The sequence below is a fragment of the Bradyrhizobium sp. 6(2017) genome (assembly GCF_011058295.2).
Classification (GTDB): Bacteria; Pseudomonadota; Alphaproteobacteria; order Rhizobiales; family Xanthobacteraceae; genus Bradyrhizobium; species Bradyrhizobium septentrionale.
The window spans coordinates 5,457,599-5,483,637 of the sequence record NZ_CP049289.2 but is presented as its reverse complement, the minus strand read 5'-3'; the positions used below and the strand labels follow the sequence as shown (position 1 = coordinate 5,483,637).

The 26,039-nt window shown below is 63.2% G+C and carries 22 protein-coding genes; 19 read left to right on the top strand and 3 right to left on the bottom strand.

The window, feature by feature from the left end; genetic code table 11:
- The first annotated feature begins 3 nt into the window (after positions 1-3).
- From nuoG to G6P99_RS25600, 19 genes are all read left to right on the top strand, one after another.
- Positions 4-2,079 carry an NADH-quinone oxidoreductase subunit NuoG gene (gene nuoG / locus G6P99_RS25690; protein WP_029080762.1) on the top strand — a complete coding sequence of 692 codons (2,076 nt, stop codon included), beginning with the start codon at positions 4-6 and terminating at the stop codon, positions 2,077-2,079.
- A gap of 10 nt (positions 2,080-2,089) precedes the next feature.
- The gene (nuoH, locus tag G6P99_RS25685; RefSeq protein ID WP_029080763.1) at positions 2,090-3,160 is read left to right on the top strand and encodes an NADH-quinone oxidoreductase subunit NuoH; all 1,071 of its coding nucleotides are present in this window, start codon (positions 2,090-2,092) and stop codon (positions 3,158-3,160) included.
- 7 nt (positions 3,161-3,167) lie between these two features.
- Entirely contained in the window at positions 3,168-3,662 is a 495-nt protein-coding gene (gene nuoI, locus G6P99_RS25680; protein ID WP_029080764.1) for an NADH-quinone oxidoreductase subunit NuoI, read from the top strand.
- Between the two features lie 9 nt (positions 3,663-3,671).
- Positions 3,672-4,310: an NADH-quinone oxidoreductase subunit J gene (locus tag G6P99_RS25675; protein WP_029080765.1), complete on the top strand. Its 639-nt coding sequence runs from the start codon at positions 3,672-3,674 to the stop codon at positions 4,308-4,310.
- On the top strand, positions 4,307-4,615 hold the full coding sequence (gene nuoK, locus G6P99_RS25670) for an NADH-quinone oxidoreductase subunit NuoK (protein ID WP_027537255.1): 309 nt from the start codon (positions 4,307-4,309) through the stop codon (positions 4,613-4,615). The genes G6P99_RS25675 and nuoK overlap by 4 nt, the downstream gene beginning before the upstream one ends.
- Positions 4,616-4,622: 7 nt before the next feature.
- Positions 4,623-6,695, top strand: coding sequence for an NADH-quinone oxidoreductase subunit L (gene nuoL, locus G6P99_RS25665; RefSeq protein WP_165123838.1), 2,073 nt, complete (start codon positions 4,623-4,625; stop codon positions 6,693-6,695).
- Between the two features lies 1 nt (position 6,696).
- Positions 6,697-8,211, top strand: coding sequence for an NADH-quinone oxidoreductase subunit M (locus tag G6P99_RS25660; protein ID WP_165123835.1), 1,515 nt, complete (start codon positions 6,697-6,699; stop codon positions 8,209-8,211).
- A gap of 11 nt (positions 8,212-8,222) precedes the next feature.
- Positions 8,223-9,659, top strand: a complete 1,437-nt coding sequence (gene nuoN / locus G6P99_RS25655) for an NADH-quinone oxidoreductase subunit NuoN (RefSeq protein ID WP_029080768.1) — start codon at positions 8,223-8,225, stop codon at positions 9,657-9,659.
- Between the two features lie 61 nt (positions 9,660-9,720).
- Positions 9,721-10,527, top strand: coding sequence for a biotin--[acetyl-CoA-carboxylase] ligase (locus G6P99_RS25650; RefSeq protein ID WP_029080769.1), 807 nt, complete (start codon positions 9,721-9,723; stop codon positions 10,525-10,527).
- Positions 10,527-12,197, top strand: a complete 1,671-nt coding sequence (locus tag G6P99_RS25645) for a ribonuclease J (RefSeq protein WP_029080770.1) — start codon at positions 10,527-10,529, stop codon at positions 12,195-12,197. Before G6P99_RS25650 ends, G6P99_RS25645 begins: the two co-directional genes overlap by 1 nt.
- Positions 12,198-12,243: 46 nt before the next feature.
- On the top strand, positions 12,244-12,648 hold the full coding sequence (gene mce, locus G6P99_RS25640) for a methylmalonyl-CoA epimerase (RefSeq protein WP_029080771.1): 405 nt from the start codon (positions 12,244-12,246) through the stop codon (positions 12,646-12,648).
- Between the two features lie 6 nt (positions 12,649-12,654).
- On the top strand, positions 12,655-12,930 hold the full coding sequence (locus G6P99_RS25635; RefSeq protein ID WP_029080772.1) for a DUF1467 family protein: 276 nt from the start codon (positions 12,655-12,657) through the stop codon (positions 12,928-12,930).
- Between the two features lie 83 nt (positions 12,931-13,013).
- Complete coding sequence (locus G6P99_RS25630; protein WP_165123832.1) at positions 13,014-13,361, top strand: hypothetical protein; 348 nt, start codon at positions 13,014-13,016, stop codon at positions 13,359-13,361.
- Between the two features lie 96 nt (positions 13,362-13,457).
- Positions 13,458-14,765, top strand: coding sequence for an S-methyl-5-thioribose kinase (gene mtnK / locus G6P99_RS25625; RefSeq protein ID WP_165123829.1), 1,308 nt, complete (start codon positions 13,458-13,460; stop codon positions 14,763-14,765).
- Between the two features lie 100 nt (positions 14,766-14,865).
- Positions 14,866-15,000, top strand: a complete 135-nt coding sequence (locus tag G6P99_RS25620; RefSeq protein WP_256375165.1) for a hypothetical protein — start codon at positions 14,866-14,868, stop codon at positions 14,998-15,000.
- A 534-nt stretch (positions 15,001-15,534) separates the two neighbouring features.
- Entirely contained in the window at positions 15,535-18,075 is a 2,541-nt protein-coding gene (locus G6P99_RS25615; RefSeq protein WP_084518448.1) for an arylsulfatase, read from the top strand.
- Positions 18,076-18,204: 129 nt separating this feature from the next.
- Complete coding sequence (locus G6P99_RS25610) at positions 18,205-18,543, top strand: DUF3302 domain-containing protein (RefSeq protein ID WP_165123826.1); 339 nt, start codon at positions 18,205-18,207, stop codon at positions 18,541-18,543.
- Positions 18,544-18,548: 5 nt separating this feature from the next.
- Entirely contained in the window at positions 18,549-19,721 is a 1,173-nt protein-coding gene (locus G6P99_RS25605) for an HlyD family secretion protein (RefSeq protein ID WP_051346208.1), read from the top strand.
- Positions 19,722-19,784: 63 nt separating this feature from the next.
- Complete coding sequence (locus G6P99_RS25600) at positions 19,785-21,431, top strand: efflux transporter outer membrane subunit (protein WP_245284661.1); 1,647 nt, start codon at positions 19,785-19,787, stop codon at positions 21,429-21,431.
- A gap of 893 nt (positions 21,432-22,324) precedes the next feature.
- Here the strand turns inward: G6P99_RS25600 and G6P99_RS25595 are convergent.
- From G6P99_RS25595 to G6P99_RS25585, 3 genes are all read right to left on the bottom strand, one after another.
- The gene (locus G6P99_RS25595) at positions 22,325-23,359 is read right to left on the bottom strand and encodes an ABC transporter permease (RefSeq protein ID WP_165123822.1); all 1,035 of its coding nucleotides are present in this window, start codon (positions 23,357-23,359) and stop codon (positions 22,325-22,327) included.
- 102 nt (positions 23,360-23,461) lie between these two features.
- Positions 23,462-24,964 (bottom strand): sugar ABC transporter ATP-binding protein, encoded by a 1,503-nt coding sequence (locus G6P99_RS25590; RefSeq protein WP_029080778.1) that lies wholly within the window; start codon positions 24,962-24,964, stop codon positions 23,462-23,464.
- 9 nt (positions 24,965-24,973) lie between these two features.
- Positions 24,974-26,008 (bottom strand): sugar ABC transporter substrate-binding protein, encoded by a 1,035-nt coding sequence (locus G6P99_RS25585; protein ID WP_029080779.1) that lies wholly within the window; start codon positions 26,006-26,008, stop codon positions 24,974-24,976.
- Positions 26,009-26,039 lie beyond the last annotated feature (31 nt).

The following is a 26,039-nucleotide window of genomic DNA, read 5'->3' as shown; positions in this document are numbered from 1 at the left end:
GACATGAGCAAGATCATCATCGATGGCAAAGAGATCGATGTGCCGCCGGAGTACACGCTGCTGCAGGCGTGTGAGGCGGCCGGTGCCGAGATTCCGCGCTTCTGCTACCACGAGCGGCTGTCGATCGCCGGCAATTGCCGGATGTGCCTGGTCGAGGTGAAGGGCGGCCCGAAGCCGGTCGCAAGCTGCGCTTGGGCCGTGCGCGACTGCCGTCCGGGTCCGAAGGGCGAGCCACCGGAGATCACGACCCGCTCGCCGATGGTCAAGAAGGCGCGCGAAGGCGTGATGGAGTTCCTGCTGATCAACCATCCGCTGGACTGCCCGATCTGCGACCAGGGCGGCGAGTGCGACCTGCAGGACCAGGCGATGGGCTACGGCGTCGACACCAGCCGTTTCGCCGAGAACAAGCGCGCGGTCGAGGACAAATATCTCGGCGCGCTGGTCAAGACCTCGATGAACCGCTGCATCCAGTGCACGCGCTGCGTCCGCTTCTCCGCCGAAGTTTGCGGCGCGCCGGAAATGGGCGCGACCGGGCGCGGCGAGGACATGGAGATCACCACCTATCTGGAGCAGGCGCTGAGCTCGGAGCTGCAGGGCAATCTCGTCGACATCTGCCCGGTCGGCGCGCTGACCTCGAAGCCCTATGCGTTCGCGGCGCGGCCTTGGGAGCTCGGCAAGACGCAGTCGGTCGACGTCATGGACGGCGTTGGCTCCGCGATCCGCGTCGACACCCGCGGCCGCGAGGTGATGCGCATCCTGCCGCGCATCAACGAGGCGGTGAACGAGGAGTGGATTTCCGACAAGACCCGCCACGTCGTCGACGGCCTGCGCACCCAGCGGCTCGATCGGCCCTATGTCCGCGAGAACGGCCAGCTCAGGCCGGCGACCTGGCAGGAAGCCTTTGCGGCCATTGCTGCCAAGGCCGGCCGCATTGACGGCAAGCGGATCGGCGCGATCGCGGGCGATCTCGCCGCGGTCGATGAAATGTATGCGCTGAAGGAACTGCTGGCGAAGTTCGGCTCGGTCAATCTGGCGGTGCAGGGCGGCGACGCGTTCGACGCCAAGGCCGGCCGCGGCTCCTACATCTTCAACCCGACCATTGCAGGCATCGACCAGGCCGACGCGATCCTGATCATCGGCTCGCATCCGCGCAAGGAGGCCGCGGTGCTGAACGCGCGGATCCGCAAGCGCTGGCGCACCGGCGCCCTCAAGGTCGGCATGATCGGCGCCAAGGCCGATTTCACCTATGACCACGACTATCTCGGTGCGGGCACCGACACGCTGGCCGATCTCGTGGCCGGCAAGCACTCCTTTGCCGATGTGCTGAAGAACGCCACGCACCCGATCATCCTGGTCGGCGCCGGTGCCTACACCAGGCATGACGGCGCCGCGGTGCTGACGCAGGCCGCCAAGCTCGCCGTCGATGTCGGCGCGCTGAAGGACGGCTGGAACGGTTTTGCCGTGCTGCAGGATACCGCCTCGCGCGCCGGTGCGCTCGATATCGGCTTCTCGCCGGCGACCGGCGGCCTGACCACGGCGCAGATGACCACCTTCGGCACGCTCGACGTGCTGTTCCTGCTCGGCGCCGACGAGATCAAGGCGCCGGACGGCACCTTCGTGGTCTATATCGGCACCCATGGCGACAAGGGCGCGCATCGCGCCGACGTCATCCTGCCGGGCGCGGCCTACACCGAGAAATCCGGCATCTACGTCAACACCGAGGGCCGGGCGCAGATCGCCAACCGCGCCGCATTCCCGCCGGGCGAGGCCCGCGAGGACTGGGCGATCATCCGCGCGCTGTCCGACGTGCTCGGCAAGAAGCTGCCGTTCGACTCGCTGCAGGCGCTCCGCCAGGCGATGTTCAAGACCTATCCGCATCTGATGCGGCTGGACCAGATCGAGGCCGGCAAGGCTGATGACGTCAAGGCGCTAGCGGGCAAGGGCGGCAGCGTCGACAAGGCGGCGTTCAAGCCGACCGTCGAGGATTTCTATCTGACCAACCCGATCGCGCGGGCCTCTGCCGTGATGGCGGAATGCTCGCGGTTGGCGTCGGGCCGAATGCTGACGGCAGCGGAGTGAGCGTGACCTGATGGCTGATTTCTTCGCAAGCTCGTTCTGGACCGGCTTCCTCTGGCCGCTGATCATCATGGTCGCAGAGAGCCTGTTGCTGCTCGTCGTGCTCCTGATCGCGATCGCCTACATCCTGCTCGCCGACCGCAAGATCTGGGCGGCGGTGCAGATCCGCCGCGGCCCCAACGTGGTCGGGCCGTTCGGCCTGCTGCAATCCTTCGCGGACTTGCTGAAATTCGTGCTCAAGGAACCGGTGATTCCGTCCGGCTCGAACAAGGGCGTGTTCCTGCTGGCGCCGCTGGTCTCCTGCGTGCTGGCGCTGGCCGCGTGGGCCGTGATCCCGTTCAATCTCGGCTGGGTGATTTCCGACATCAATGTCGGCGTGCTCTATATCTTCGCGATCTCGTCGCTGTCGATCTACGGCATCATCATGGCCGGCTGGTCGTCGAACTCGAAGTACCCGTTCCTGGCGGCGCTGCGCTCGGCGGCGCAGATGGTGTCCTATGAGGTCTCGATCGGCTTCGTCATCATCACCGTGCTGCTCTGCGTCGGCTCGCTGAACTTGTCGGCGGTGGTCGAGGCGCAGAACTCTCGCGGGCTCGCGCATTTGATCGGTCTGCCGCAGCTCACCATCCTGAACTGGTATGTGTGGCCGCTGTTTCCGATGTTCGTGGTGTTCTACGTCTCGGCGCTGGCGGAAACCAATCGCCCGCCGTTCGACCTCGTGGAAGCGGAATCCGAGCTGGTCGCGGGTTTCATGACCGAATACGGCTCGACCCCGTATCTCTTGTTCATGCTCGGCGAGTATGTCGCGATCACCACGATGTGCGCGCTGGCGTCGATCCTGTTCCTGGGCGGCTGGCTGCCGCCAGTCAACCTGCCGCCGTTCACCTGGATTCCGGGCATCATCTGGTTCGCCCTCAAAGTGTTCTTCATGTTCTTCATGTTCGCGATGGCGAAGGCGATCGTGCCGCGCTACCGCTACGATCAACTGATGCGGCTCGGCTGGAAGGTGTTCCTGCCGCTGTCGCTGGCGATGGTGGTGATCGTGGCCGGTGTGCTGCAGTTCGCCGGCATCGCGCCGAAGTGAGGCCGTCATGAGTGTCAACATCAACGCAACCGCCCGTTCGCTCCTCTTGTCGGAATTCGTCTCGGCGTTCGTTCTCGCCATGCGTTATTTCTTCAAGCCGAAGCCGACGCTGAACTATCCCTTCGAGAAGGGCCCGATCTCGCCCCGCTTCCGTGGCGAGCACGCGCTGCGCCGCTATCCGAACGGCGAGGAGCGCTGCATCGCCTGCAAGCTGTGCGAGGCGATCTGCCCGGCGCAGGCGATCACGATCGAGGCCGGCCCGCGCCGCAACGACGGCACCCGCCGCACGGTGCGCTACGACATCGACATGGTGAAGTGCATCTATTGCGGCCTGTGCCAGGAGGCATGCCCGGTGGACGCCATCGTCGAGGGACCGAATTTCGAATTCGCGACCGAGACACGCGAGGAACTCTACTATGACAAGGCGAAGCTGCTCGCCAATGGCGACCGCTGGGAGCGCGAGATTGCGAAGTCGATGGCGCTCGACGCGCCGTACCGGTGAGGTGAGGGCATGATCCTTCCGGCGTTGTTCTTCTATCTGTTTGCTGCTGCCTGCGTGGCCTCGGCGGTCATGGTGATTGTCTCGCGCAATCCCGTGCACTCCGTGCTGTATCTGATCCTGGCCTTCGTCAACGCCTCGGGGCTGTTCATCCTGATGGGCGCCGAGTTCCTCGGGATGATGCTGATCGTGGTCTATGTCGGCGCGGTCGCGGTGCTGTTCCTGTTTGTCATCATGATGCTCGACGTCGATTTCGTCGAACTGCGCGAGGGCTTCATCCAGTACCTCCCGATCGGCATCGTGATCGGTGGCATCTTCCTGTTCGAGCTACTGCTTGTCGTCGGCGCCTGGGTGATCAACCCGTCCGTGACCAAGACGATCACCGCGGCGATCCCGACCAATATCAGCAACACCGAGGCGCTCGGCCTCGTGCTCTATACGAAGTACATCCATTACTTCCAGCTCGCCGGCATGGTGCTCTTGGTCGCGATGATCGGCGCCATCGTGCTGACGCTGCGCCACAAGGCGAACGTCAAGCGGCAGAACATCAACGTGCAGAACGCGCGCACGCCGGAGATGGCGATGGCGATGCGCAAGGTGGCGTCGGGGCAGGGCCTGCAGGATGCCGACGCGGCGGAGTGGGTGAAATGACCATCGGGCTCGGGCACTATCTCGCGGTCGGCGCGATCCTGTTCACGCTCGGGATCCTCGGCATCTTCCTCAACCGCAAGAACATCATCGTCATCCTGATGTCGATCGAGCTGATCCTGCTGTCGGTCAACATCAATCTGGTGGCGTTCTCGACCTTTCTCGGCGACATCGTCGGCCAGGTGTTCGCGCTGCTGGTGCTGACGGTGGCGGCGGCCGAGGCCGCGATCGGGCTTGCCGTGCTGGTGGTGTATTTCCGCAACCGCGGTTCGATCGCGGTTGAAGACGTCAATCTGATGAAGGGCTAGCGCGCAGATGTACCAGGCAATTGTCTTTCTGCCGCTGCTGGGCGCCATTCTCGCGGGGCTGATCTCGATATTCGGCGCGCATGCCCGCAATCCGAGCGGTGACACCGTCGAGCATCACGACGATGCGCATGGCGACGCCCATGCCTCCGCTGCGCACGACGATCACGGCCAGGACGACCATGGCCATGACGACCACCACGTCTCCGAGCCGGCGGCGGCGGGCTCCCGGCTGGCCGAACTGATCACCACCGGCCTGCTGTTCGTCTCGGCGGCGCTGTCCTGGTTCGCGCTGGTCGATGTCGGATTCATGCATCACGACGCGCGGATCGCGCTGTTGCCCTGGATCACCTCGGGCGATCTGCAGGTCGCCTGGTCGCTGCGGATCGATACGCTGACGGCGGTGATGCTGGTCGTGGTCAACACGGTGTCCGCGTTCGTGCACCTCTATTCCATCGGCTACATGGACGAGGATCCGTACCGGCCGCGGTTCTTTGCCTATCTGTCGCTGTTCACCTTCGCGATGCTGATGCTGGTGACCGCGGACAATCTGGTGCAGATGTTCTTCGGCTGGGAAGGCGTCGGTCTGGCGAGCTACCTCCTGATCGGCTTCTGGTACCAGAAGCCGTCGGCGAACGCGGCGGCGATCAAGGCCTTTGTGGTCAACCGGGTCGGCGATTTCGGGTTCCTGCTCGGCATCTTCTCGATCTTCATGCTGGTCGGCTCGATCGATTTCGAGACCATCTTCCATGCCGCGCCGGGGTTGACCGGCAAGACCATCAACTTCTTCGGCTGGCACGCCGACGCGCTGACACTGACCTGCATATTCCTGTTCATGGGTGCGATGGGCAAATCGGCGCAGTTTCTGCTGCACACCTGGTTGCCGGACGCCATGGAAGGCCCGACCCCGGTGTCGGCGCTGATCCACGCCGCGACCATGGTTACCGCCGGCGTCTTCATGGTGGCGCGGCTGTCGCCCTTGTTCGAGCTGGCGCCGAATGCGCAGGCGGTGGTGATGTTCTTCGGCGCCACCACGGCGTTCTTCGCCGCCACCATCGGCCTGGTGCAGAACGACATCAAGCGCATCGTCGCCTACTCGACCTGTTCGCAGCTCGGCTACATGTTCGTAGCGATGGGAGCAGGGGCCTATTCAGTCGGCATGTTCCATTTGTTCACGCACGCCTTCTTCAAGGCGCTGCTGTTCCTAGGCTCCGGCTCGGTGATCTACGCGATGCATCACGAGCAGGACATCCGCAACATGGGCGGCCTGTGGCGCAAGATTCCGTACACGTTCGCGGTGATGTGCATCGGCACCCTGGCCCTGACCGGCTTCCCGCTGTTCGCCGGCTACTTCTCCAAGGATGCGATCATCGAAGCGGCCTATGCAGCGCACAACCCGTTCGCGACGTATGCCTACGGGCTGACGATCGCGGCCGCCGGCCTGACCTCGTTCTACTCCTGGCGTCTGATCTTCAAGACCTTCTTCGGCGAGCCGCACGACCAGAAGCACTACGAGGCGGCGCATGAGAGCCCGGTGTGGATGCTGGTGCCGATCGGCGTGCTCGCCGCAGGCTCGATCCTGGCGGGTCTGCCGTTCAAGGAAGTGTTCGCCAGTCCGCACGGCGTCGAGGAGTTCTTCCGCGAATCGGTGAAGATGAACCCGCACATCCTCGAGGATATGGAGCACATGCCGGGCTGGCTCGCGCCGCTGCCGACCGTCATGATGGCCCTCGGCCTGTTCGTCTCCTACATGTTCTACATCCGCCGGCCCTATCTGCCGGTCGAGCTCGCTCGTCAGCAGCCGATGCTGTACCAGTTCCTGCTCAACAAATGGTATTTTGACGAGCTGTACGACTGGATCCTCGTGCGCCCGGCCAAGTGGCTCGGTTACACGCTCTGGAAGAAAGGCGACGGCCTCGTCATCGACGGCTTCGGTCCGGACGGCGTCTCGGCCCGTGTGCTCGACGTCACCCGCAACGTCGTCAAATTGCAGACCGGCTATCTCTATCACTACGCTTTTGCGATGCTGATCGGTGCCGCCGGATTGATCACCTGGTTCATGTTCGGCTTGGGAGGCCAGTAAAATGACAACCTGGCCTATCCTTTCCGTCACGACCTTCCTGCCGGCGGTCGGCGCGATCCTGGTCTATCTGTTGGCGCGCGGCGGCGACGAGACCGCGGGCCGCACGGCGCGCTGGATCGCGCTTTGGACCACGCTGATCACCTTCGCGATGTCGCTGATCCTGGTGGCGCGCTTCGATCCGGCGCAGACCGACTTCCAGTTCGTCGAGAAGGCGTCCTGGCTCGCCACCGGCATCACCTATCACATGGGTATCGACGGCATCTCGCTGCCGCTCCTGATCCTCACCACGGCGATCATGCCGCTGTGCATCATCGCGAGCTGGAGGGCGATCACAAGCCGCGTCGGCGAATACATGATGGCGTTCCTGATCCTGGAAACGCTGATGGTCGGTACCTTCTCGGCGCTCGACCTCGTGCTGTTCTACCTGTTCTTCGAGGGCGGCCTGATCCCGATGTTCCTGATCATCGGCGTCTGGGGCGGCCCGCGCCGGGTCTACGCCTCGTTCAAGTTCTTCCTCTACACCTTCCTCGGCTCAGTGCTGATGCTGCTCGCCATCATGGCGCTGTACTGGAACGCCGGCACCACCGACATCCCGACCCTGATGCACACCGCGGTGCCGCGGTCGCTGCAGACCTGGGCGTGGCTGGCATTCTTCGCCTCGTTCGCGGTGAAGATGCCGATGTGGCCGGTGCACACCTGGCTGCCTGACGCGCATGTCGAGGCGCCGACGGCAGGCTCGGTGATCCTGGCCGCGATCCTCCTGAAGATGGGCGGCTACGGCTTCCTGCGCTTCTCGCTGCCGATGTTCCCGTTGGCCTCGCACGACTTCGCGCCGTTCGTGTTCACACTGTCCGTTATCGCCATCATCTACACCTCGCTGGTGGCGATGATGCAGGAGGACATGAAGAAGCTGATCGCGTACTCCTCGGTCGCGCATATGGGCTTCGTCACCATGGGCATCTTCGCGGTGACGACGCAGGGCGTCGCCGGCGGCATGTTCCAGATGATCTCGCACGGCATCGTCTCCGGCGCGCTGTTCCTCTGCGTCGGCATCGTCTACGACCGCATGCACACCCGCGAGATCGCCGCCTATGGCGGCCTCGTCAACCGGATGCCGCTCTATGCGATGACATTCATGGTCTTCACCATGGCCAATGTCGGTCTGCCCGGCACGAGCGGATTCGTCGGCGAGTTCATGACGCTGCTCGGCACCTTCAAGATATCGCTGCCGACCGCGTTCTTCGCCACCACCGGCGTGATCCTGTCGGCCTGCTATGCGCTCTGGCTCTACCGCAAGGTGGTGTTCGGCGCGCTGGTCAAGCCGTCGCTGATGTCGATCAAGGATCTGACCTTCCGCGAATGCGTGACGCTGTTCCCGCTGATCGCGCTGACCATCCTGTTCGGCGTCTATCCGAAGCCTGTGCTCGACATGTCGGCGGCCTCGGTGCAGCAGCTCGTCAACAATTACAACACCGCAGTGACTGCCGTGAAGGCAGCCGCGCTGGTTACGCAGTAAGGCCTTAGCCCATGAGCTTTTCCAGTGCAGGTTATCAGTTGCAGCCGGTGCTGCCCGAGCTGGTGCTCGCAGTCGGCGCCATGGTGCTGTTGATGATCGGAGCCTATCGCGGGCAGGGGACGACGCGGCTGATCACGGCGCTTGCAGTGTGCCTCTTGGTCCTGACCGGCGTGCTGGAGCTCTGGCTGCCGGCCGGCAAGCTCGTGACCTTCGGCGGCAGCTTCATCGTCGACGACTTCGCCCGCTTCCTGAAGATCCTCGCTTTAATCGCTTCCGCAGCGACGCTGATCCTGTCGACCGAGTACCTGTCCCAGCCGTCGAGCCGCAACTTCGAGTTCTCGATCCTGGTGCTGCTGTCGACGCTCGGCATGATGGTGCTGATCTCGGCCGGCGACCTGATCTCGCTCTATCTCGGCCTCGAGCTGATGAGCCTTGCGCTCTACGTCGTCGCCGCCAGCCAGCGCGACAATGCCAAGTCGAGCGAGGCCGGCCTGAAGTATTTCGTGCTCGGCGCGCTGTCGTCCGGCATGCTGCTCTATGGCGCCTCGCTGATCTACGGCTTCACCGGGACCGTCAGCTTCGCCGGCATCGCGGCGGCTGCGACCACGGGGAGCATCGGCATCGTGTTCGGCCTGGTGTTCCTGCTCGCCGGCCTCTGCTTCAAGGTCTCGGCGGTGCCGTTCCACATGTGGACGCCCGACGTCTATGAGGGCGCGCCGACCCCGGTGACCGCCTTCTTCGCCTCCGCCCCGAAGGTCGCAGCACTCGCCGTGTTCACCCGGGCGACGCTGACCGCGTTCCCCGGCATCGTCACCCAGTGGCAGCAGATCCTGGTGTTCGTGGCGATCGCCTCGATGGCGCTGGGTTCGTTTGCGGCGATCGGACAGAGCAACATCAAGCGGCTGATGGCCTATTCCTCGATCGGCCATATGGGGTTTGCGCTGGTTGGCCTGGCCTCCGGCACGGTCGAGGGGGCGCAGGGCGTCCTGATCTACATCGCGATTTATGTCGCGATGACGCTCGGCACCTTCTCGATCATCCTGGCCATGAAGCGGAATGGCCAGGCGCTGGAGCAGATCAGCGATTTTGCCGGCCTGTCCCGCACCAACCCGCTGATCGCTTTCGTCTTCGCGATGCTGCTGTTCTCGCTGGCCGGCGTTCCGCCGCTCGCGGGCTTCTTCGGCAAATGGTACGTGTTCGTCGCAGCCATCAAGGCCAATCTGTTCACGCTCGCGGTGATCGGCGTGCTGACCAGCGTGGTGGGCGCCTTCTACTATCTGTCGATCGTCAAGGTGATGTATTTCGACCAGCCGCTCGGCAAGCTCGACCCGGTCCGCGTCGAGCTGCGCACCGTGCTGGCGGTCGCAGGCATCTTCAACATCTTCTTCTTCGCCTATCCGGGCCCGCTGGTCAGCGTGGCAACGGCGGCGGCGAAGTCGTTGTTCTAGCGCGCATGGTTCCGAAAACAGGATGCTGGCTTTCGGAACCAATCCTGCGCATAACTCCGACATGACATTCACGCTCGGACCCCGAGCCATAGCGGCGGGCTACCGGCTCGCCGCCTTCGACCAGATCGGCTCGACCAATGCCGAGGCGATGCTGCGCGCCCGTGACGGCGAGCGCGGGCCGATGTGGTTCGTGACGCCTGAGCAGACCGCGGGCCGCGGCCGGCGCCAGCGGGTCTGGGTCGCGCCGCGCGGCAATCTCGCCAGCAGCATCCTCGAGGTGACCGACGTTCAGCCGGCCGTCGCTGCCACGCTTGGCTTCGCCGCCGGCCTGTCGCTCGAAGCCGCGCTGCAGAAGGTCAGTATCGAGGCGGCGCTGCGGCTTGGGCCGGACAGCCCGAAATACACCCTGAAATGGCCGAACGACGTCCTGGCCAACGGCAAGAAGCTGTCGGGCATCCTGCTGGAAGCCGAGGCGGTCGGTCACCGGCTGGCGGTCGTCGTCGGCATCGGTACCAATGTCGTCGCCGCGCCCGAGGGGACGCCGACACCTGCAGTCTCGCTTGCCGCGCTCGGCATCCAGATCGGTGCGGAAGAGCTGTTTGCCGCATTGTCGGACGCCTGGGTCGAGTATCGCGGCATCTGGGATGACGGCCGCGGCTTCCCTGAAATCCGCCGGCTGTGGCTGGAGCGTGCCGCCGGCCTCGGCGAGAGGGTCGCGGTGCAGACCGGCACCGCGACGGTCGAGGGCATCTTCGACACCATCGACGAGACCGGCTGCTTGATCGTCCGCACCGCTGATGGCGAGCGCATGCCGGTGACCGCCGGCGAGGTCTATTTCGGCACAGCGGCCTCGGTGAGGGTTAACTGATGGCGCGTCCGGACGAACTCACCTTTGCGCCGCTCGGCGGCGTCGGCGAGATCGGCATGAACCTGTCGGTCTATGGCCTCGGCAACCGCCAGCAGCGCTCATTCCTCGCGGTCGATCTCGGCGTCTCCTTCGGTGATGAGGAGCATCTGCCGGGCATCGACCTGATCATGCCGGATGTCCGCTTCCTCGAGAAAGAGCGCAACAATCTGATGGGGCTCGTGCTGACGCACGCGCATGAGGACCATTTCGGCGCGATCATCGATCTCTGGCCAAAACTCGGCTGCAAGATCTACGCGACGCAGTTCAGCGCTGCGCTATTCGAAGCCAAATGCGCAGCCGAGCGCAATCCGCCCAAAATCCCGATCACTGTGATCCCGTCGGGCGGCAAGGTCGATATCGGCCCGTTCAATGTCGAGTTCATCCCGGTCGCGCATTCGATTCCGGAATCGCACGCGCTGGCGATCAGGACAGATGTCGGCACCGTGCTGCACACCGGCGACTGGAAGATCGATCCGACCCCGGTGATCGGCCTGCCGACCGACGAGCGGCGGCTGCGCGAGCTCGGCGACGAAGGCGTGCTGGCGCTGGTCGGCGATTCCACCAACGCGGTGCGCGACGGGCGTTCGCCGTCGGAGACCGAGGTGGCCGCCACGATCAAGAAGCTGGTCAAGGCGGCCAAGGGCCGGGTCGCCGTCACGACCTTCGCCTCCAATGTCGCTCGCGTCCGGGCCGTGGTGGACGCCGCAATCGCCGCCGATCGCGAGGTCGTGGTGGTCGGCCGCGCGATGGAGCGTGTGGTGCAGGTCGCGCGCGAATGCGGCTATCTCGACGGCTCGCACAAGTTCCGCAGCACCGACGTCTACGGCCATTTCCCGGCCGACAAGGTGCTGGCGCTGTGCACCGGCAGCCAGGGCGAGCCGCGCGCGGCGCTGGCACGGATCGCCAATGACGACCATCCGCAGGTGACCCTGAACAAAGGCGACACCGTGATCTTCTCCTCCCGCACCATTCCCGGCAACGAGAAGGCGGTCGGCGGCATCATCAACGGGCTGGTGACGCAAGGCGTCGAGGTCATCACCGACCGCGAGCATCTGGTGCATGTCTCCGGCCATCCGCGCCGCGACGAGTTGCGCGACATGATCTCCTGGGTGCGGCCGCAGCTTTTGATCCCCGTGCATGGCGAGGCGCTGCATCTCGCCGAGCACGCCAAGCTGGCGCGCGCCGCCGGCGTCCCCAAGGTCCTGACCTGCCGCAACGGCGACCTGGTCAAGCTCGGGCCCGGCGACCCCGGCATCATCGGCGAAGTGCCGGCCGGGCGGCTCTACAAGGATGGAACCATCCTTGAGGATTCCAAGTCGCGTGCCGTGGTGGAGCGGCGGCGGATGGGCTTTGCCGGCTGCGCCTTCGTCGCCATTGCCATGACGGCGCAGGGCGAGCTCGTCGACGATCCCGAGGTTGATCTCGTCGGCATGCCGGAGAACAATGCCGCGGGCGAGCTGCTCGACGACATCGTGTTCGATGTGGTGGTATCGACGATCGAGGGCCTGCCGAAGCCGCGGCGGCGCGATCCGGACGCGCTCGGGGAATCGGTGCGCCGCGCGGTGCGGGCCGCGCTGAACGAGCAGTGGGGCAAGAAGCCGATCTGCATCGTGCACGTTCTGACGGTTTGACGCGCAGCATCCTTTCGAGGCGCGCGTAACGACAAGGGAGAGGATCATGCTGGGCCGGCTCAATCATGTCGCGATCGCGGTCAAGGACGCCAAACAGGCCGCGAAGATCTACGGCACCGCCTTCAATGCCGAGATTTCCGATGCGGTGCCGCTGCCGGAGCATGGCGTCATCACCGTGTTCGTGACGCTGCCCAACACCAAGATCGAGTTCATCGAGCCGCTCGGCGAGGCCTCGCCGATCGCAAAATTTGTCGAGCGCAACGTCGACGGCGGCATCCACCATGTCTGCTACGACGTGCCCGACATCATCGCGGCCCGCGACCGCATGATTGCCGAGGGCGCACGGGTGCTCGGCGACGGCCAGCCGAAGATCGGCGCGCACGGCAAGCCGGTGCTGTTCTTCCACCCCAAGGACTTTTCCGGCGCCTTGGTCGAGATCGAACAGGCTTGAGGCCAAATGGCGTACCAGATCTCCACCGGGCTTGCGATCTACTTCGTCCTTTGGTGGCTCGTGCTGTTCCTGACGCTGCCTTTCGGCGTGCGCAGCCAGCATGAGGACGGCGTCGGCGCGCCCGGCACCGATCCCGGCGCGCCGATCATGGCGCGGATGGGCCGCAAGCTGTTGTGGACCACGGTGATCTCGGCCGTGATCTTCGCGATCGCGATGTGGGCCTATTACGCCGGCTATCTCTCGATCGAGCGGCTGTCGAAATTGATGGGGATGCCGTTCTAGAAGCTGGAGCATGATCCGGAAGAGTGCCCAGCGGTTTTCCGAAAAGATCATGCTCCAAACAAAGAGCCAGTTAGGGGAGGCGAATGAATTTCCAGCGGATCGCGATCGTACTTTTCATGTTGCTCGCCGCCGGCCTCGCCGGATCGTTCTATCTCAACTGGAAGACGTTGAAACGGCTGCAGACGGTGCAGGCCTTCGTCGAAAGTTCGGTATTCGCGGACGCGGTGGCGGCCTGCGAGAGGACCCAGAGCACGACACCGTTCAAGTGGAACGGCGGACAGTCCACCGCGGTGATCGGACTGCATTCGGTGAAGGTCGAGAAGAGCGCCGTCAGCGCGAGTTACACGCTGGTCGCCGACAGCGTCTATTGCGACTATGATCCGATCAGGAAGAAGGCCGACATCGGCTCGAGCTTCCTGGAACGGGAGTGAGGATCAACCTCGCCCCAAAGCATGATCCGGAAAAGTGCGTAGCGGTTTTCCGAAAAGATTATGCTCAAAAAGGCCGATGTGGGAGGAGGCGACCAGATGAACCTGCAGGCGCAACCAGGCTCCTCCGGGGCCAGCCAGTATCGAATCCTGCGGGAAGCTGACCTCCGGGACTATCTGGCCGGAGTTCCTGCCATCGTCACGCAACTTGGCGGCGCCCCGGCCGACTGGTCGATCAGCGAGGTCGGCGACGGCAATCTCAACCTCGTCTTCATCGTCAAGGGCAGGACCGGCGGCATCGCCGTCAAGCAGGCGCTGCCCTATGTACGGCTGGTCGGCGAGAGCTGGCCGCTGCCGCTCTCGCGCGCGCACTACGAACACATGGCGCTGGTGCATCAGGCGCGGCTGGCGTCGGAGCTTGTGCCGGCCGTGCTGCATCACGATGCGGAGCTTGCGCTCACCGCGATGGAGCTGCTCGAGCCGCACATCATCATGCGCAAGGGCTTGATCGAGGCCACGCGCTATCCGCGCTTTGTCGATGATATCTCGACCTTCCTGGCGCAGACGCTGTTCTTCTCGTCCGATCTGGCGTTGTCGGCCGCGGCGAAGAAGCAGGGGATCGCCGATTTCGCCGGCAACCATGCGCTCTGCAAGATCACCGAGGATCTGATCTTCACCGATCCCTACCGGATCGCCGAGCAGAACCGCTGGACCGCGCCTTATCTCGACGCGACCGCCGCGGCGTTCCGCGAGGATCTCGACCTGCATGTCGCGATCTCCAGGCTCAAGCTGAAATTCATGGCGAGCCCGGAGGCGCTGCTGCACGGCGACCTGCACACCGGCTCGATCATGGTCACCGAGAGCGAGACCAAGGTGATCGACCCCGAGTTCGCCTTCTACGGCCCGATGGGGTTCGACATCGGCGCCGTCATCGGTAACCTCCTGATGGCCTATCTGGCCTCCGCAGGGCACGAGCGCACACAAGGCGAGCGCGCCTCGTTCGAAGCGTGGCTGCTGGAAACCATCGAGGGCGTCTGGACCGGGTTCTCCCGAAAATTTCTCGCGCTGTGGGGCAGCGAGGCTGATGGCGACGGCTATCCGTTGTCGCTGTTTACGGGCGAGGCGGGCGCCGCGCGGCTGGAGGCCGAGCGGCAGGCCTACATGGCGCGGCTGTTCCGGGACACGGTCGGCTTCGCCGCGGCCAAGACCATCCGGCGAATCCTCGGCCTCGCGCACAACATCGATTTCGAGTGGATCGCGGACGAGAAGCAGCGCGCGATCTGCGAGGCACGGGCCCTCAAGCTCGCACGCGGCATGATGCTGGAGGCCGGGTCCTACACGACGATCGGCGCAGTCACTTACGCAGCACGCGAACTGCGCCACTGGCAGCCCGCTTTTGCCAGATAGCGCGTAGGGTGGGTTAGCGAAGCGTAACCCACCATCTCCGTCCCACAGGGACTTGCGCGGAGGAGAGACCTAACTTTCGGCCGGACGCACGAAACAGAGAATGCCGGCCTCAGGCGTGAAGCAGACCACGGCGCGGTTCGTCGGGTTGTCGGTTCTGTCGATGATCCTGTTCGGTGGGACCCGCAGCCAGAATGGAGCCGACATCTTCCAGCGATCATCGATCAATACCTCGTAGCCGTCGCGGTCCTGTCGGAACTCTACCGTTCGGCAATCCGCAATCGAGCAGCACGACGCACCGGTGCCTGGTTGCTTCAGGCTCTCAAACCATGGGGCAAGCGCGGGATTTGGGCTATCGGGCGGTGCTGCTACCGCGGCCTGACTGAGAGCAAGTCCGACTGCAACGGCGATTTTCCAGCCAATCCTCCCAGTTATCTCGCGATGTGCCGTAGACGCTGACAAAAGAGTAACCCTCCGCCGTCCACCAGAGGATAGCGCTGACTCGGCCGGGCTTCTTCGGAAATTTTAGCGCAACTGCTACGGCGCATGAGTTCGGAAGTGGCCATGTGCGGACCTTCGGCCCGGCCGCCTCGACGTCTGCTTTCAGGGTACGAACGGACGCGGGCGGGGAGGGGCACAACTTCCGCTCAAGACCCGAACCCGACGTTTCGGACCCGTGGGCGGTAGGTTGATCTAGATCAACTTAAGCGTTGCGGCTTTGTGTCTCGGATAGGCGTCCATGGGTTCTGTCGTCTCCAAGAGGGAGCTTTCAATGACCGGTACTCGTCACGATGACGATAGTTCAAAGCCGGAAGGCCGCTTACAAAACCGCCGCAACTTGCTGCTTTGCGGCACCACCCTCACCGCCGCTTATTTGCTGTGCGCGCTGGGGACAACCAGCCTCGCGCAGCAAACCACCGGCGCGCCGGGTTCGCCGAGCGCCACGACAACCATCGATGGCAAGCAGCTTCCGCCGGAGCCACCTAAGTTCGGCGGCGTGATCAAGGAAGATGCCACGGCCTCCAAGCCATACTGGCCACCGTCCGTCGTGCCGCCCAAGGGTGCGCCGAACGTCCTGTTGATCATGACTGACGACCAGGGTTATGGCGTGTCCGGCACCTTCGGTGGGGTGATCCCGACGCCGAACATGGATCGCGTCGCCAAGGCGGGTCTGCGTTATACGCAGTTTCATTCGACAGCGCTCTGCTCGCCGACGCGGGCAGCGCTCATCACTGGCCGCAACCACCATTCGGTCGGCTACGGTGTCATCGGTGAAATGTCCACCGGCTATCCGGGCTACGATTCCGTAATCGGCCCCGAGAGCGCCACGATCGGAACTATTCTTCGCGACAACGGATATGCCACGTCGTGGTTTGGCAAGAACCACAACACTCCCACCTATCTTTACAGCGCGGCGGGGCCATTCGACCAATGGCCGGTCGGCATGGGCTTCCAATACTTCTACGGCTTCATGGGCGGCGAGACCGACCAGTGGACGCCGTATCTTTATAAGAACACGACCCAGATTTTTCCGTGGATCGGCAAGACCGGCTACAACCTCATAACCGACATGGCGGATGATGCCATCAACTACATGAACGGACTGAACGCGGCCGCACCCGACAAGCCGTTCTTCCTCTACTACGTGCCCGGCGGCACGCATTCGCCGCATCAGCCGAAGAAGGAATGGATCGACAAGTTCAAGGGCAAGTTCGACATGGGCTGGGAGAAGTTGCGCGAGCAGATCTTCGCCAACCAGAAGCGCCTCGGGGTGATCCCGGCGAACACCCAGCTCACCGCTTGGCCGGATACCCTGCCGAAGTGGGACTCGCTCTCATTCATCCGAAAGAAATTATACGCGCGCGAAGCCGAGGTGTTTGCCGGCTATGCGGCGTATACCGACTACGAAATCGGCCGCGTCATCCAGGCGGTCGAGGACATGGGCAAACTCGACAACACGCTGATCATCTACATCAGCGGCGACAACGGCACGAGCGCCGAAGGCACGCTTGAGGGCACGCCGAACCAGATGACCGCCTACAACGGCATTTTGCAGCTGCCCGAAGCCGAGCTGATGCTGCATTACGAGAATTGGGGCTCCGACAAGACTTACCCGCATATGTCGGTGGCGTGGTCGTGGGCCTTCGATACCCCGTTCAAATGGACCAAGCAGGTGGCATCGCACTTCGGCGGCACCCGGCAAGGCATGGTCATCTCATGGCCCGGCCACATCACGGACGCTGGTGGCATCCGCACCCAATTCCATCACATGATCGACATCGTGCCGACGATCCTCGAAGCCGCGGGCATCCAGGCTCCCGCCACGGTCAATGGCATCACGCAAAAGCCCATCGAAGGCGTGAGCATGGCCTATACGTTCGACAAGGCCAACGCCAACGCACTCTCGAAGCGCGACACGCAGTATTTCGAAATGTTCGCGAACCGTGGAATCTACCACGATGGTTGGTACGCTTGCACAACGCCCCCCGAGCCGCCTTGGCTCTTGGGAACGGCCAAGCTGCCTGAGATTAACGACTACAAATGGGAACTCTACAACATCGCTGACGACTACTCGCAAAACAACGACCTCGCAGCCAAGAATCCCGACAAGCTAAAGGAGTTGCAAGCGTTGTTCCTGTCGGAGGCGGCGAAATACCAGGTCTTTCCGCTGGACAACTCGGTGCTGCCCCGCATTGTGACACCGCGCCCGAGCGCGACTGCAGGGCGAACGGTTTTCACCTATTCTGGTGAGATTGCTGGAATCCCCGACAGTAGCGCTCCGAGCATCCTCAATAAGGATTACACCATCACCGCTGAGGTTACTGTTCCTCAAGGCGGCGCGGAGGGAATGATCGCCACTCTTGGCGGTCGCTTTGGCGGATACGCCCTCTACTTGCTCAAAGGCAAACCAGTCTTCGTCTATAACCTGCTCGATCTCGAACGGTACCGCTGGGAAGGCGGCATTGGTGGTCGCGACTTGTTTAGCGATGCCCTCAAACCCGGCAAGCACACGATAGTATTCGACTTCAAGTACAACGGACCCGGCCCGGGCAAGGGTGGCACCGGTGTACTGACGGCCGATGGCAAGCTGGTGGCCGCAAAGACGATCCCGCACACGATTCCGTTTCTTATGGCCATCGACGAAACGTTTGACATCGGGAGCGACACCCGCACGACGGTGGACGACAGTTACAAACTTCCTTTCCGCTTCACCGGCAAGATCGACAAGCTCACTTACAAACTTGGTCCCGTACAGATGTCAAGTGATGAACAAAAGCTGATGCGGCACGCGCTTGAAAAAGCGAGAGACTGAGCGCGATAAGTCGTGGCGATTCGTGTCGGACCCAACGCCACGACTTATTCTTCTTCGCTAAGAAATCGTTCCGGCCCGCTTCGAAAGCCCTGCGCGAAATATCATCGCGCATAGAAGGGAGTGTCGGCAGTGGATTCTTCATTCGGCGCTTTGGATGCGTTCGCGTTTGTCGTGTTCGCGGTTCTGATTTTTGCTGGCGTCATCATTGTCGTCAATCTGGGCAAACTTCCGGGTCAACTCGCGCGCAAATGGAATCATCCGCAGGCCAGTGCAATCAATGCCATGAGCTGGGTCGGGATCGCGACAGGCGGCTTGCTATGGCCGGTTGCGTTCATATGGGCGTTCACTACGCCGTTCGGAGTTAAATCAGCAAAAAGCGATTTCCAGCCCCACGGCGTAGCACCCGACACGGGTGACGGTGCGACCGCATCGCGTCAGCTCTCAGGGGACAAGGAGATGCGACCGTGATCGCAATGCTGATCATCGTCTACGTTGCGATCGTTCTCGTGCTGTTCAAGGTCCTGCGCATCAAGCCCACGGCCTATATCATCGCGGCCTTGATCGTCGCGGGCGTATTCATGATCGGTGGCGTCGTGGTGGTCTGGACGCAGTCGGCACCGATTACGGACAAGATGGTGACCAGCCAGTACGTGGTGCAGCTCGTTCCTTATGTCAAAGGGCAGGTCAAGACGATCCACGCCGAGGCAAATCAACGGGTGAAGAAAGGTGACTTGCTGCTGGAAATTGACCCGGCGCCGTACCAGTACACGGTGAACCAGGTCGAGGCGCAGTTGGCCGCGTCGAAGGCGAACGTATTGCAGGCCGAAGCCGCGCTGACGACCGCAAAAACGGCCATACCGAATGCGCAGGCCATCCTCGCGAAGGCGAAGGCCGCGGACGAACTGGCCAAGACCCAGGAACAAATCGCCCTCAACATTCAGCGTGCGGACAAAGCTGCCATTAGCCAGCTCAATGTAGCCAAGGCGGCGCAAGAACGTCAGGAGGCGGACGCCGCCGTTCAGCAGGCTGAAGCGGGTCTCGCGCAAGCGCAAGCCTCGGCTCAACAGGCGGCCGCGGCCTTGCAGACGGCCCAGAGCAATGTTCCTGCCATCGAAGCTCAATTGGACGACGCGCGCTTTAACCTCGCACAGTGCAAGATGACGGCGCCGGCTGATGGATACGTCACGAATTGGCAGGTGCAGATCGGCACCATGCTTGTGCCGATGCCGCTTGCTGCGGCGGGAACATTCGTCAACGTGTCCGATACCGCCGTCGCCGCTGTGTTTCCCCAGAATTGGCTCTCGAATGTGGAGCCGGGCGATGATGTGGAAATGGTGCTTAACCCATATCCCGGCCGCCTGTTCTTTGGAAAAGTGGACTATGTGATCCCGGCAACCGGGGGAGGGCAATTCACAACCAGCGGCACAATCCCGAACGCGGCCCGGATCGGATCTGACGGGCTTTATGCAGTACGGATCAATTTCACCGACGATGCCGTAGCCCGCAAGCTGTCCATCGGGTCAGGCGGATCGGCGGCGATCTACACGCAGAAGGGCAAGGCCACGCACGTTATTTCGAAGGTCACGATCCGGATGAAGAAATGGTTGTTGTACGTCATGCCCTCTGTGGAAAAGCCGCCATCGTAGCGTGCAGATCAAGGACGAAGGGATACAATCCAGTTGGGAGTACGTGCGTTGGGAGCGAAAGCCTTGGAGACGCAGTACCAATCACCGTTTGTGCGGCACAATGTCGGCGCCGCGCTTGGTTGGTCAACTGATTGGTTGCTTGTTGCTACGCTTCTCCTGCCGACCATGGCATGTACGATCGGGCCGGATTTTACAGCGCCTGTCGCTCCGGTTGCCGAAAAGTTTCGTGGCGCAGACAATCGCTCGGTTAAGTCCGGCCCGCGTGAGTACGAACATTGGTGGACGACCTTCCGTGACCCGTCCCTCAACAGGCTGATCCAGATTGCGTACGCCCAGAATCTGACGTTGGAGAGCGCAGGGACTCGGGTGCTGCAAGCACGTGCGGTGCTGGGAATAGCCGTCGGCATAACCTATCCGCAGGTGCAGCAGGGCGTCGGTTCGGTCATCTACAACCGAACCAGCGCCGCGACACCGCTGGCGGGTCCAAATGCGACACCTCAGTACTTCTGGACCGATGCGTTGGCTGCGCAAGCAGCCTGGGAGCTGGATTTTTGGGGCAAGTTTCGCCGCGGTGTCGAATCCGCCGACGGTGCGTATCTGGCGTCGATTGCGAACTACGACGGCGTTCTGGTCTCGCTCCTGGCCGATGTGACCGCAACCTATATCGGTATCCGCACCACAGAGCAGCTGATCGGAATTGCACGGGCAAATGTCCGCAGGCAGGAGCAGGCCCTTAGTATCGCAAAGGCAAAGTTCACGGGCGGCGGGACGTCGGAGCTTGATGTTTTCCAGGCGACGAACGTCCTCGAACAGACTCGTGCGGCAATACCCCAGTTGACGATACAATTGCGGCAGGGACAAAACGCGCTCTGCGTCCTGCTCGGCGTTCCGCCGCAGTCGCTCGGCATGTTGCTTTCACGATCAGTCGGCAGGATACCGTTGCCGCCCGCCTCCGTCGTTGTTGGCATACCTGCGGATCTGCTGCGCCGGAGACCGGACGTCCGCGCCGCCGAACTCGCCGCGCTGGCGCAGAGTGCGCAGATTGGAATCGCCACGACGCAACTCTATCCGGCAATCAGCATTACGGGCACATTCGGCGGCTCGGCCAGCACCGCCAATGGCCATAACCTTGGTCAGGTCGTCAGTTGGAAGGGCGTGGCGTATGCTGCGGGCCCGTCGTTTCAATGGAATCTCCTCAACTACGGGCAAATCACCAACAACATTCGTTTGCAGGATGCCAAGCTCCAGCAATTGCTGATCGACTATCAGAACATCGTGTTGAGTGCCCAGCAGGAGGTGGACAACGGTCTTGCAACATATCTGCAATCCCGGAACCAGGCCGCGTATCTCCGCCGCAGCGTTGAGGCGGCAAATGGTGCCCTCAGGATCGCACTTGAGCAGTATGAGCAGGGCGCGACGTCATTTACCACCGTACTGACCGCTGAACAGAATCTCCTTCAAGCGCAGAACAGCCTGGCCGGCGCCTCGGCCAACGTTCCGCTTGGCCTCACTGCGGTGTTTCGGGCGCTCGGGGGCGGGTGGCAGATACGTGAGGGTGGCAACTTCGTCAGCACGGCAACGGTTGACCAGATGCGTGCGCGAACGGACTGGGGTAATTTGCTTCCGCCTCCGAACGGGCCGCAACCGCCGACTCCGGGCCTGCCGGGTCCTGGGGACATCGGGCCGACGATACGGCCTCCGGAGTGGTAATTGTCAGAGGCGAAAGCATTGCATCTTTGGAGGTCGCTGATGGCCGCTTGTGGCCCCATCGCGTCGTTTCGGTGCTATGCAACAATCCGTCGGCTTTAGAGGGGACAGCGGACTCGGGCGAGCCGTCGGCACCGCACGTTTTTATGGCGTCCGGGCCCTGGTACGCCGAAGGTGCCCATGCCACTGAGTTGCCCGACGGCGCAAGCCCCCGCAGCAAAAATATTTCGCTTTATCAGAAGCGCAACTCAGTGCTATGAATCCAGCCGTTTCACCCGATCGAGGGGCGCTTCGCGATCGTCACGGGTGTGCGGTGAGATGCGGTGGACGCTTTGGTGCGCAACTGACGAGTGCGCATGAAGCGGACGGCGAAGTCGTGTGGTCCTGACGCCCTAGCGGCAGGTGTCCTCTCGCAAGATGCGAACGCGTGTTGCGCAGGCGGTGACAAACAAGCCCAGTCTCGCCGGGGAGAGCACGAAGTAAGCCGTAAAACCATCGCGCAGGGAAAGCCGGATTGCTCCGGTTACACCTGTGGTCCTACCCCCGAGCTTTCTACCTTTTGCTCGGGGCCCATGAGTGCGATCGGCACCCGGCTTTCCCTGCGCCCTCCGTTCAAGGAGAGGGCGGAACGAGATGCAAAACTCGGGCGAAAGGCGCCGCGAGAATGAAGACGTATGTCTCACTGACCGTGCAACAAATTCAGTGTCGTCCCGGCCTTGAGCCGGGACCCATAACCACAAATGCGATTTGGCTTGCAGGGCTGCGGCCACAACTCGCTTCAACAACACGAGCCTGTGGTTATGGGTCCCTGCTTTCGCAGGGACGACAAGCGGAGAGGGCGCGTGCAACCTCATCGCGCATGCACTGACGAAGTCGGACAAACCGACGCCGCGCGCCTACTCCGCCGTCCGCTCCCGCAGCCGCTGCGCATAGACGTTGATGATCAGCGCGGCGAGCAGGATCAGGCCGCGGATCAGGATCTTCAGGAAGCTGTCGATATTGACATGGTCGAGGCCGTTGTTGAGCACGCCGAGCACGAACAGGCCGACGATGGTGTTGCCGATGCCGCCGCGGCCGCCGAACAGGCTGGTGCCACCGACCACCACGGCTGCGATCGAATCCAAGAGATAGGTGTCGAACTCGTTCTGCTGCGCGCTGCCGAAATGCGCGACGCCGAGCATGCCGCCGATCCCCGAGCACACCGCCGAGATCACCATCACGCTGCCGAGGATGAGCTTGACGTTGAGGCCGGCAAATTCCGCGGCCTCGCGGTTGCCGCCGACCATGTAGACGTAGCGGCCGAACCGGGTGTAGGTCAGCACCAGATGGCCGCCGAGCAGCATCACGGCGGCGACGATCACGATCCAGGGGATGCCGCCGATCGAGCCCGAGCCAAGCGTCGTGATCAGGCCCGGCACCTTGTAGGCGATCTGTCCGCGCACCAGCAGCGCGGAGACGCCGGCCGCGATCTGCATCATGGCCAGCGTCATGATGAAGGAGGGTATGCCAATCACCGTCAGCCCGAGCGCGTTGACGAGGCCGAGCAGCGCGCACAGCACCAGCGCCAGCAGGATCGCGGCGAAGCCGGGCATCGGGACGTTGGCGATGTTGACGTAGGATTCCTGCAGCGTGAAGTACGCCACCGCAATGCCGGTGACATTGGCGATGCTGGCGATCGACAGATCGATCTCGGCGCACAGGATCACGAAGGTGAGGCCGACGGCGATGATGCCGGTGACGGACACCTGGGTGAGGATGTTGCCGAGATTGTCGATGGTCGCAAACGACGGGCTCGCGATCGCGAAGAAGGCGCTGAGGAAGATCAGCGTCAGGAACGGTGCGATGTTGCGCATCTGCGAGCGCAGGAACGGCCCCAGCCCGCGCGGCCGCTTGTAATCGGCGGGGCTCGTCGCGCTATCGCTGCTTGCCATTATCCCACTCCATCAAGCGCGATGACTTGGTCATCGCGCTTTCTCCAGTTATTTGAGCATGGTCTAATCGGAAAATCGCTTCGCACTTTTCCGGACCATGCTCTAAGCCGCTTCCAGCAGGCGGTCCTTGCTGACCGCCTCGCCAGCGAATTCGCGCACCACCGCGCCGCGCTTCAGCACCAGGATCCGGTCGGCCAGCGACAGCACCGTCTCCGGCTCGGTCGACAGCACGATGATCGCCAGTCCCTTGGCGCGGAGATCGCGCACGATGTTGATCACGTCGTTCTTGGCGCCGACATCCATGCCGCGGGTCGGCTCGCACAGCACCAGCAAACGCGGCGGATAGGTCAGCCACTTCGCCAGCGCCACCTTCTGCTGGTTGCCGCCCGAGAGCATGCCGAGGTCGAGGCCGACGACCGGCGGCCGGATCTGCAATTGCTCGACCTGGCGCTGCGCGATCGCACGCTCACGCATCGGCCTGAGCAGCAGCGCCGAGATCCGCTCGAGGACGCTGATCGAGATGTTCTTGTAGACCGGCTCCTGGTGGAACAGCATGGCGCGGCGGCTTTCCGGCACCAGCGCGACGCCGGCGCGCCGCGCCGCCGCGGTGCTGCGGAAGGTTTTGGCCGAGCCATCAACCGCAAGCGTGCCGCCGTCCGGCCTCAGCTTGCCGAACAGGATGCGCGACAGCTCCAATTGTCCGCAGCCCATGAAGCCGTAGATGCCGAGCACCTCGCCGGAGCGGACCTCGAACGAGACGTCATTCAGGCTGCGGCCGAGCGAGAGTTGATCGACCTTCAGCACCACTGCGCCGCCATTCGATTGCGGGAGCATCAGGTCGTCAGTGTAGCTGTGCTCCAGCGCCTCGCCGCCGCGGCCGATCATGGCCTCGATCAGGGCGCCCTTGGTGGTGTCGGCAGACGCGGTCTCGGCGATCTTCCGTCCATTGCGGAACACGGTCACGACGTCGGAGACGCGCAGGATGTCCTCGATGAAATGCGAGATGAAGACGATGCTGGTGCCTTCGTCGCGGAGCCTATGCAGCGTCGTGAACAGGCGTTCGACCTCGGGCGGAGAGAGGGCGGAGGTCGGCTCGTCCAGGATGATGATGCGCGCGCCGGAAAACAGCACGCGGGCGATCTCGATCAGTTGCTGGAGGCCGATCGGCAGGTCGCCGAGCCGCGTCATCGGATCGACGTCGATGCCAAACCGCGACAGCTGCTCGCCGGCCTCGCGCGCCATCCGTCGCCATTGCACGACGCCGAGGCGGTTGGTCGGCTGGTTGCCGAGGAAGACGTTCTCGGCGACCGTGAGATCGGGCGCGACGCTGAGCTCCTGATGCACCATGCCGATGCCGGCGGCGTGCGCGTCGCGGGTCGAGCGGAAGCGGGTCTCCTTGCCGTCCAGCATGAAGCGGCCGGAGAACTCCGGATGCACGCCGGCGATGATCTTCATCAGCGTGCTCTTGCCGGCGCCGTTCTCGCCGACGAGACCATGGATCTCGCCGGCGTGAAGCGCGAAGTCGACCCCACGAAGGGCTTCGACACCGCCGAAGGCCTTCGTGATCTGGTTCAACTCGAGGATCGGGGAACGTCCCTGCGACATGAGGGCCGCTCAGATCAGGAAGTGATCCTCCATCCACTGCATGCCGGCGGCGTTGGCCTTGGTCACGACGGGGCCGTCGGTCACGACATTCTTCGGAATGCCCTGGCCGCTCTTCTCGCCGCCGACCACGGCCGCGACACCCGCGACGATCGCGCCGCCATGGATGCGGCAGGACGGATTGCGGACGGTGGCGAACATGCGGCCTTCGCTGACCGCCTGGATCGCCGGCGGCATGGCGTCGACGCCGCCGATCAGGATGTTGGTGCGGTTGCGCGCCTTCATGATGTTGTAGGCGGCGAGCGCCATGTCGTCATTGTGGAAGAACGCCGCGTCGATCTGCGGATATTTCGTCAGATAGGTTTCCCAGAGGCGGGCGGTCTTGGAGACGTCCCAGTCGGCGGGCTGGGTATCCAGCACCTCGATGTTCGGGAACTGCTTGATGACAGTGTTGAAGCCCTTGGCGCGGCCCTGCGCGCCGGTGTGGCCGAGCGCACCCTGGGTCATGATGACCTTGCCCTTGCCGCCGATCGCGTTGCACAGCGCCTGCGTGACCGATGCGCCCATGAACTCGTTGTCGGGCGCGAGGAACGAGTGGACGTTGATCTGGTCGAGCGGCGCAATCAGCGTGTCCATGTCGATCACGGGAGTGCCGGCGTCGATCATCTTCTGCACCGGCTGGGTCAGCGTGCCGATGCCGAACGCCTGGATCGCGACGAAATCCCATTTCTGCGAAGCCATGTTGTCGATCGCGGCGCGCTGCTTGACGGCGTCGAGCTGGCCGTCGAACCAGGTCACTTCGACATTGAACAGCTTGCCCCAGAACTCGGCGGCCTGCTTGCCCTGCGCGCACCACGTCGCCTGCAGTCCGGCGTTGGAGAATGCGGCCTTGAGCGGCTTTTCCGAGCGGCCCATTTCGGCTGCGAGCGCAGACGTCACGCCCATTCCGCCGAACAATCCTGCCGCAGCTCCACCGGCCGCCGCCAATTGCAGAAGGTCGCGCCGCGTCGTCGACGCCTTGTCCATCCCCTTGTCGATCCCTGACATTGCTTGCTCCCTCTTCATTTTTTCTCTCCGT

Coding starts and splice junctions, on each gene's coding strand:
- G6P99_RS25650 (WP_029080769.1), top strand. CDS start 9,721: ATGACATTCACGCTCGGACCCCGAGCCATAGCGGCGGGCTACCGGCTC.
- G6P99_RS25630 (WP_165123832.1), top strand. CDS start 13,014: ATGAATTTCCAGCGGATCGCGATCGTACTTTTCATGTTGCTCGCCGCC.
- nuoH (WP_029080763.1), top strand. CDS start 2,090: ATGGCTGATTTCTTCGCAAGCTCGTTCTGGACCGGCTTCCTCTGGCCG.
- nuoN (WP_029080768.1), top strand. CDS start 8,223: ATGAGCTTTTCCAGTGCAGGTTATCAGTTGCAGCCGGTGCTGCCCGAG.
- nuoL (WP_165123838.1), top strand. CDS start 4,623: ATGTACCAGGCAATTGTCTTTCTGCCGCTGCTGGGCGCCATTCTCGCG.
- G6P99_RS25645 (WP_029080770.1), top strand. CDS start 10,527: ATGGCGCGTCCGGACGAACTCACCTTTGCGCCGCTCGGCGGCGTCGGC.
- G6P99_RS25590 (WP_029080778.1), bottom strand. CDS start 24,964: ATGTCGCAGGGACGTTCCCCGATCCTCGAGTTGAACCAGATCACGAAG.
- mce (WP_029080771.1), top strand. CDS start 12,244: ATGCTGGGCCGGCTCAATCATGTCGCGATCGCGGTCAAGGACGCCAAA.
- nuoG (WP_029080762.1), top strand. CDS start 4: ATGAGCAAGATCATCATCGATGGCAAAGAGATCGATGTGCCGCCGGAG.
- G6P99_RS25620 (WP_256375165.1), top strand. CDS start 14,866: ATGCCGGCCTCAGGCGTGAAGCAGACCACGGCGCGGTTCGTCGGGTTG.
- G6P99_RS25660 (WP_165123835.1), top strand. CDS start 6,697: ATGACAACCTGGCCTATCCTTTCCGTCACGACCTTCCTGCCGGCGGTC.
- G6P99_RS25605 (WP_051346208.1), top strand. CDS start 18,549: ATGCTGATCATCGTCTACGTTGCGATCGTTCTCGTGCTGTTCAAGGTC.
- G6P99_RS25585 (WP_029080779.1), bottom strand. CDS start 26,008: ATGTCAGGGATCGACAAGGGGATGGACAAGGCGTCGACGACGCGGCGC.
- G6P99_RS25675 (WP_029080765.1), top strand. CDS start 3,672: ATGATCCTTCCGGCGTTGTTCTTCTATCTGTTTGCTGCTGCCTGCGTG.
- nuoK (WP_027537255.1), top strand. CDS start 4,307: ATGACCATCGGGCTCGGGCACTATCTCGCGGTCGGCGCGATCCTGTTC.
- nuoI (WP_029080764.1), top strand. CDS start 3,168: ATGAGTGTCAACATCAACGCAACCGCCCGTTCGCTCCTCTTGTCGGAA.
- G6P99_RS25595 (WP_165123822.1), bottom strand. CDS start 23,359: ATGGCAAGCAGCGATAGCGCGACGAGCCCCGCCGATTACAAGCGGCCG.
- G6P99_RS25635 (WP_029080772.1), top strand. CDS start 12,655: ATGGCGTACCAGATCTCCACCGGGCTTGCGATCTACTTCGTCCTTTGG.
- G6P99_RS25615 (WP_084518448.1), top strand. CDS start 15,535: ATGACCGGTACTCGTCACGATGACGATAGTTCAAAGCCGGAAGGCCGC.
- mtnK (WP_165123829.1), top strand. CDS start 13,458: ATGAACCTGCAGGCGCAACCAGGCTCCTCCGGGGCCAGCCAGTATCGA.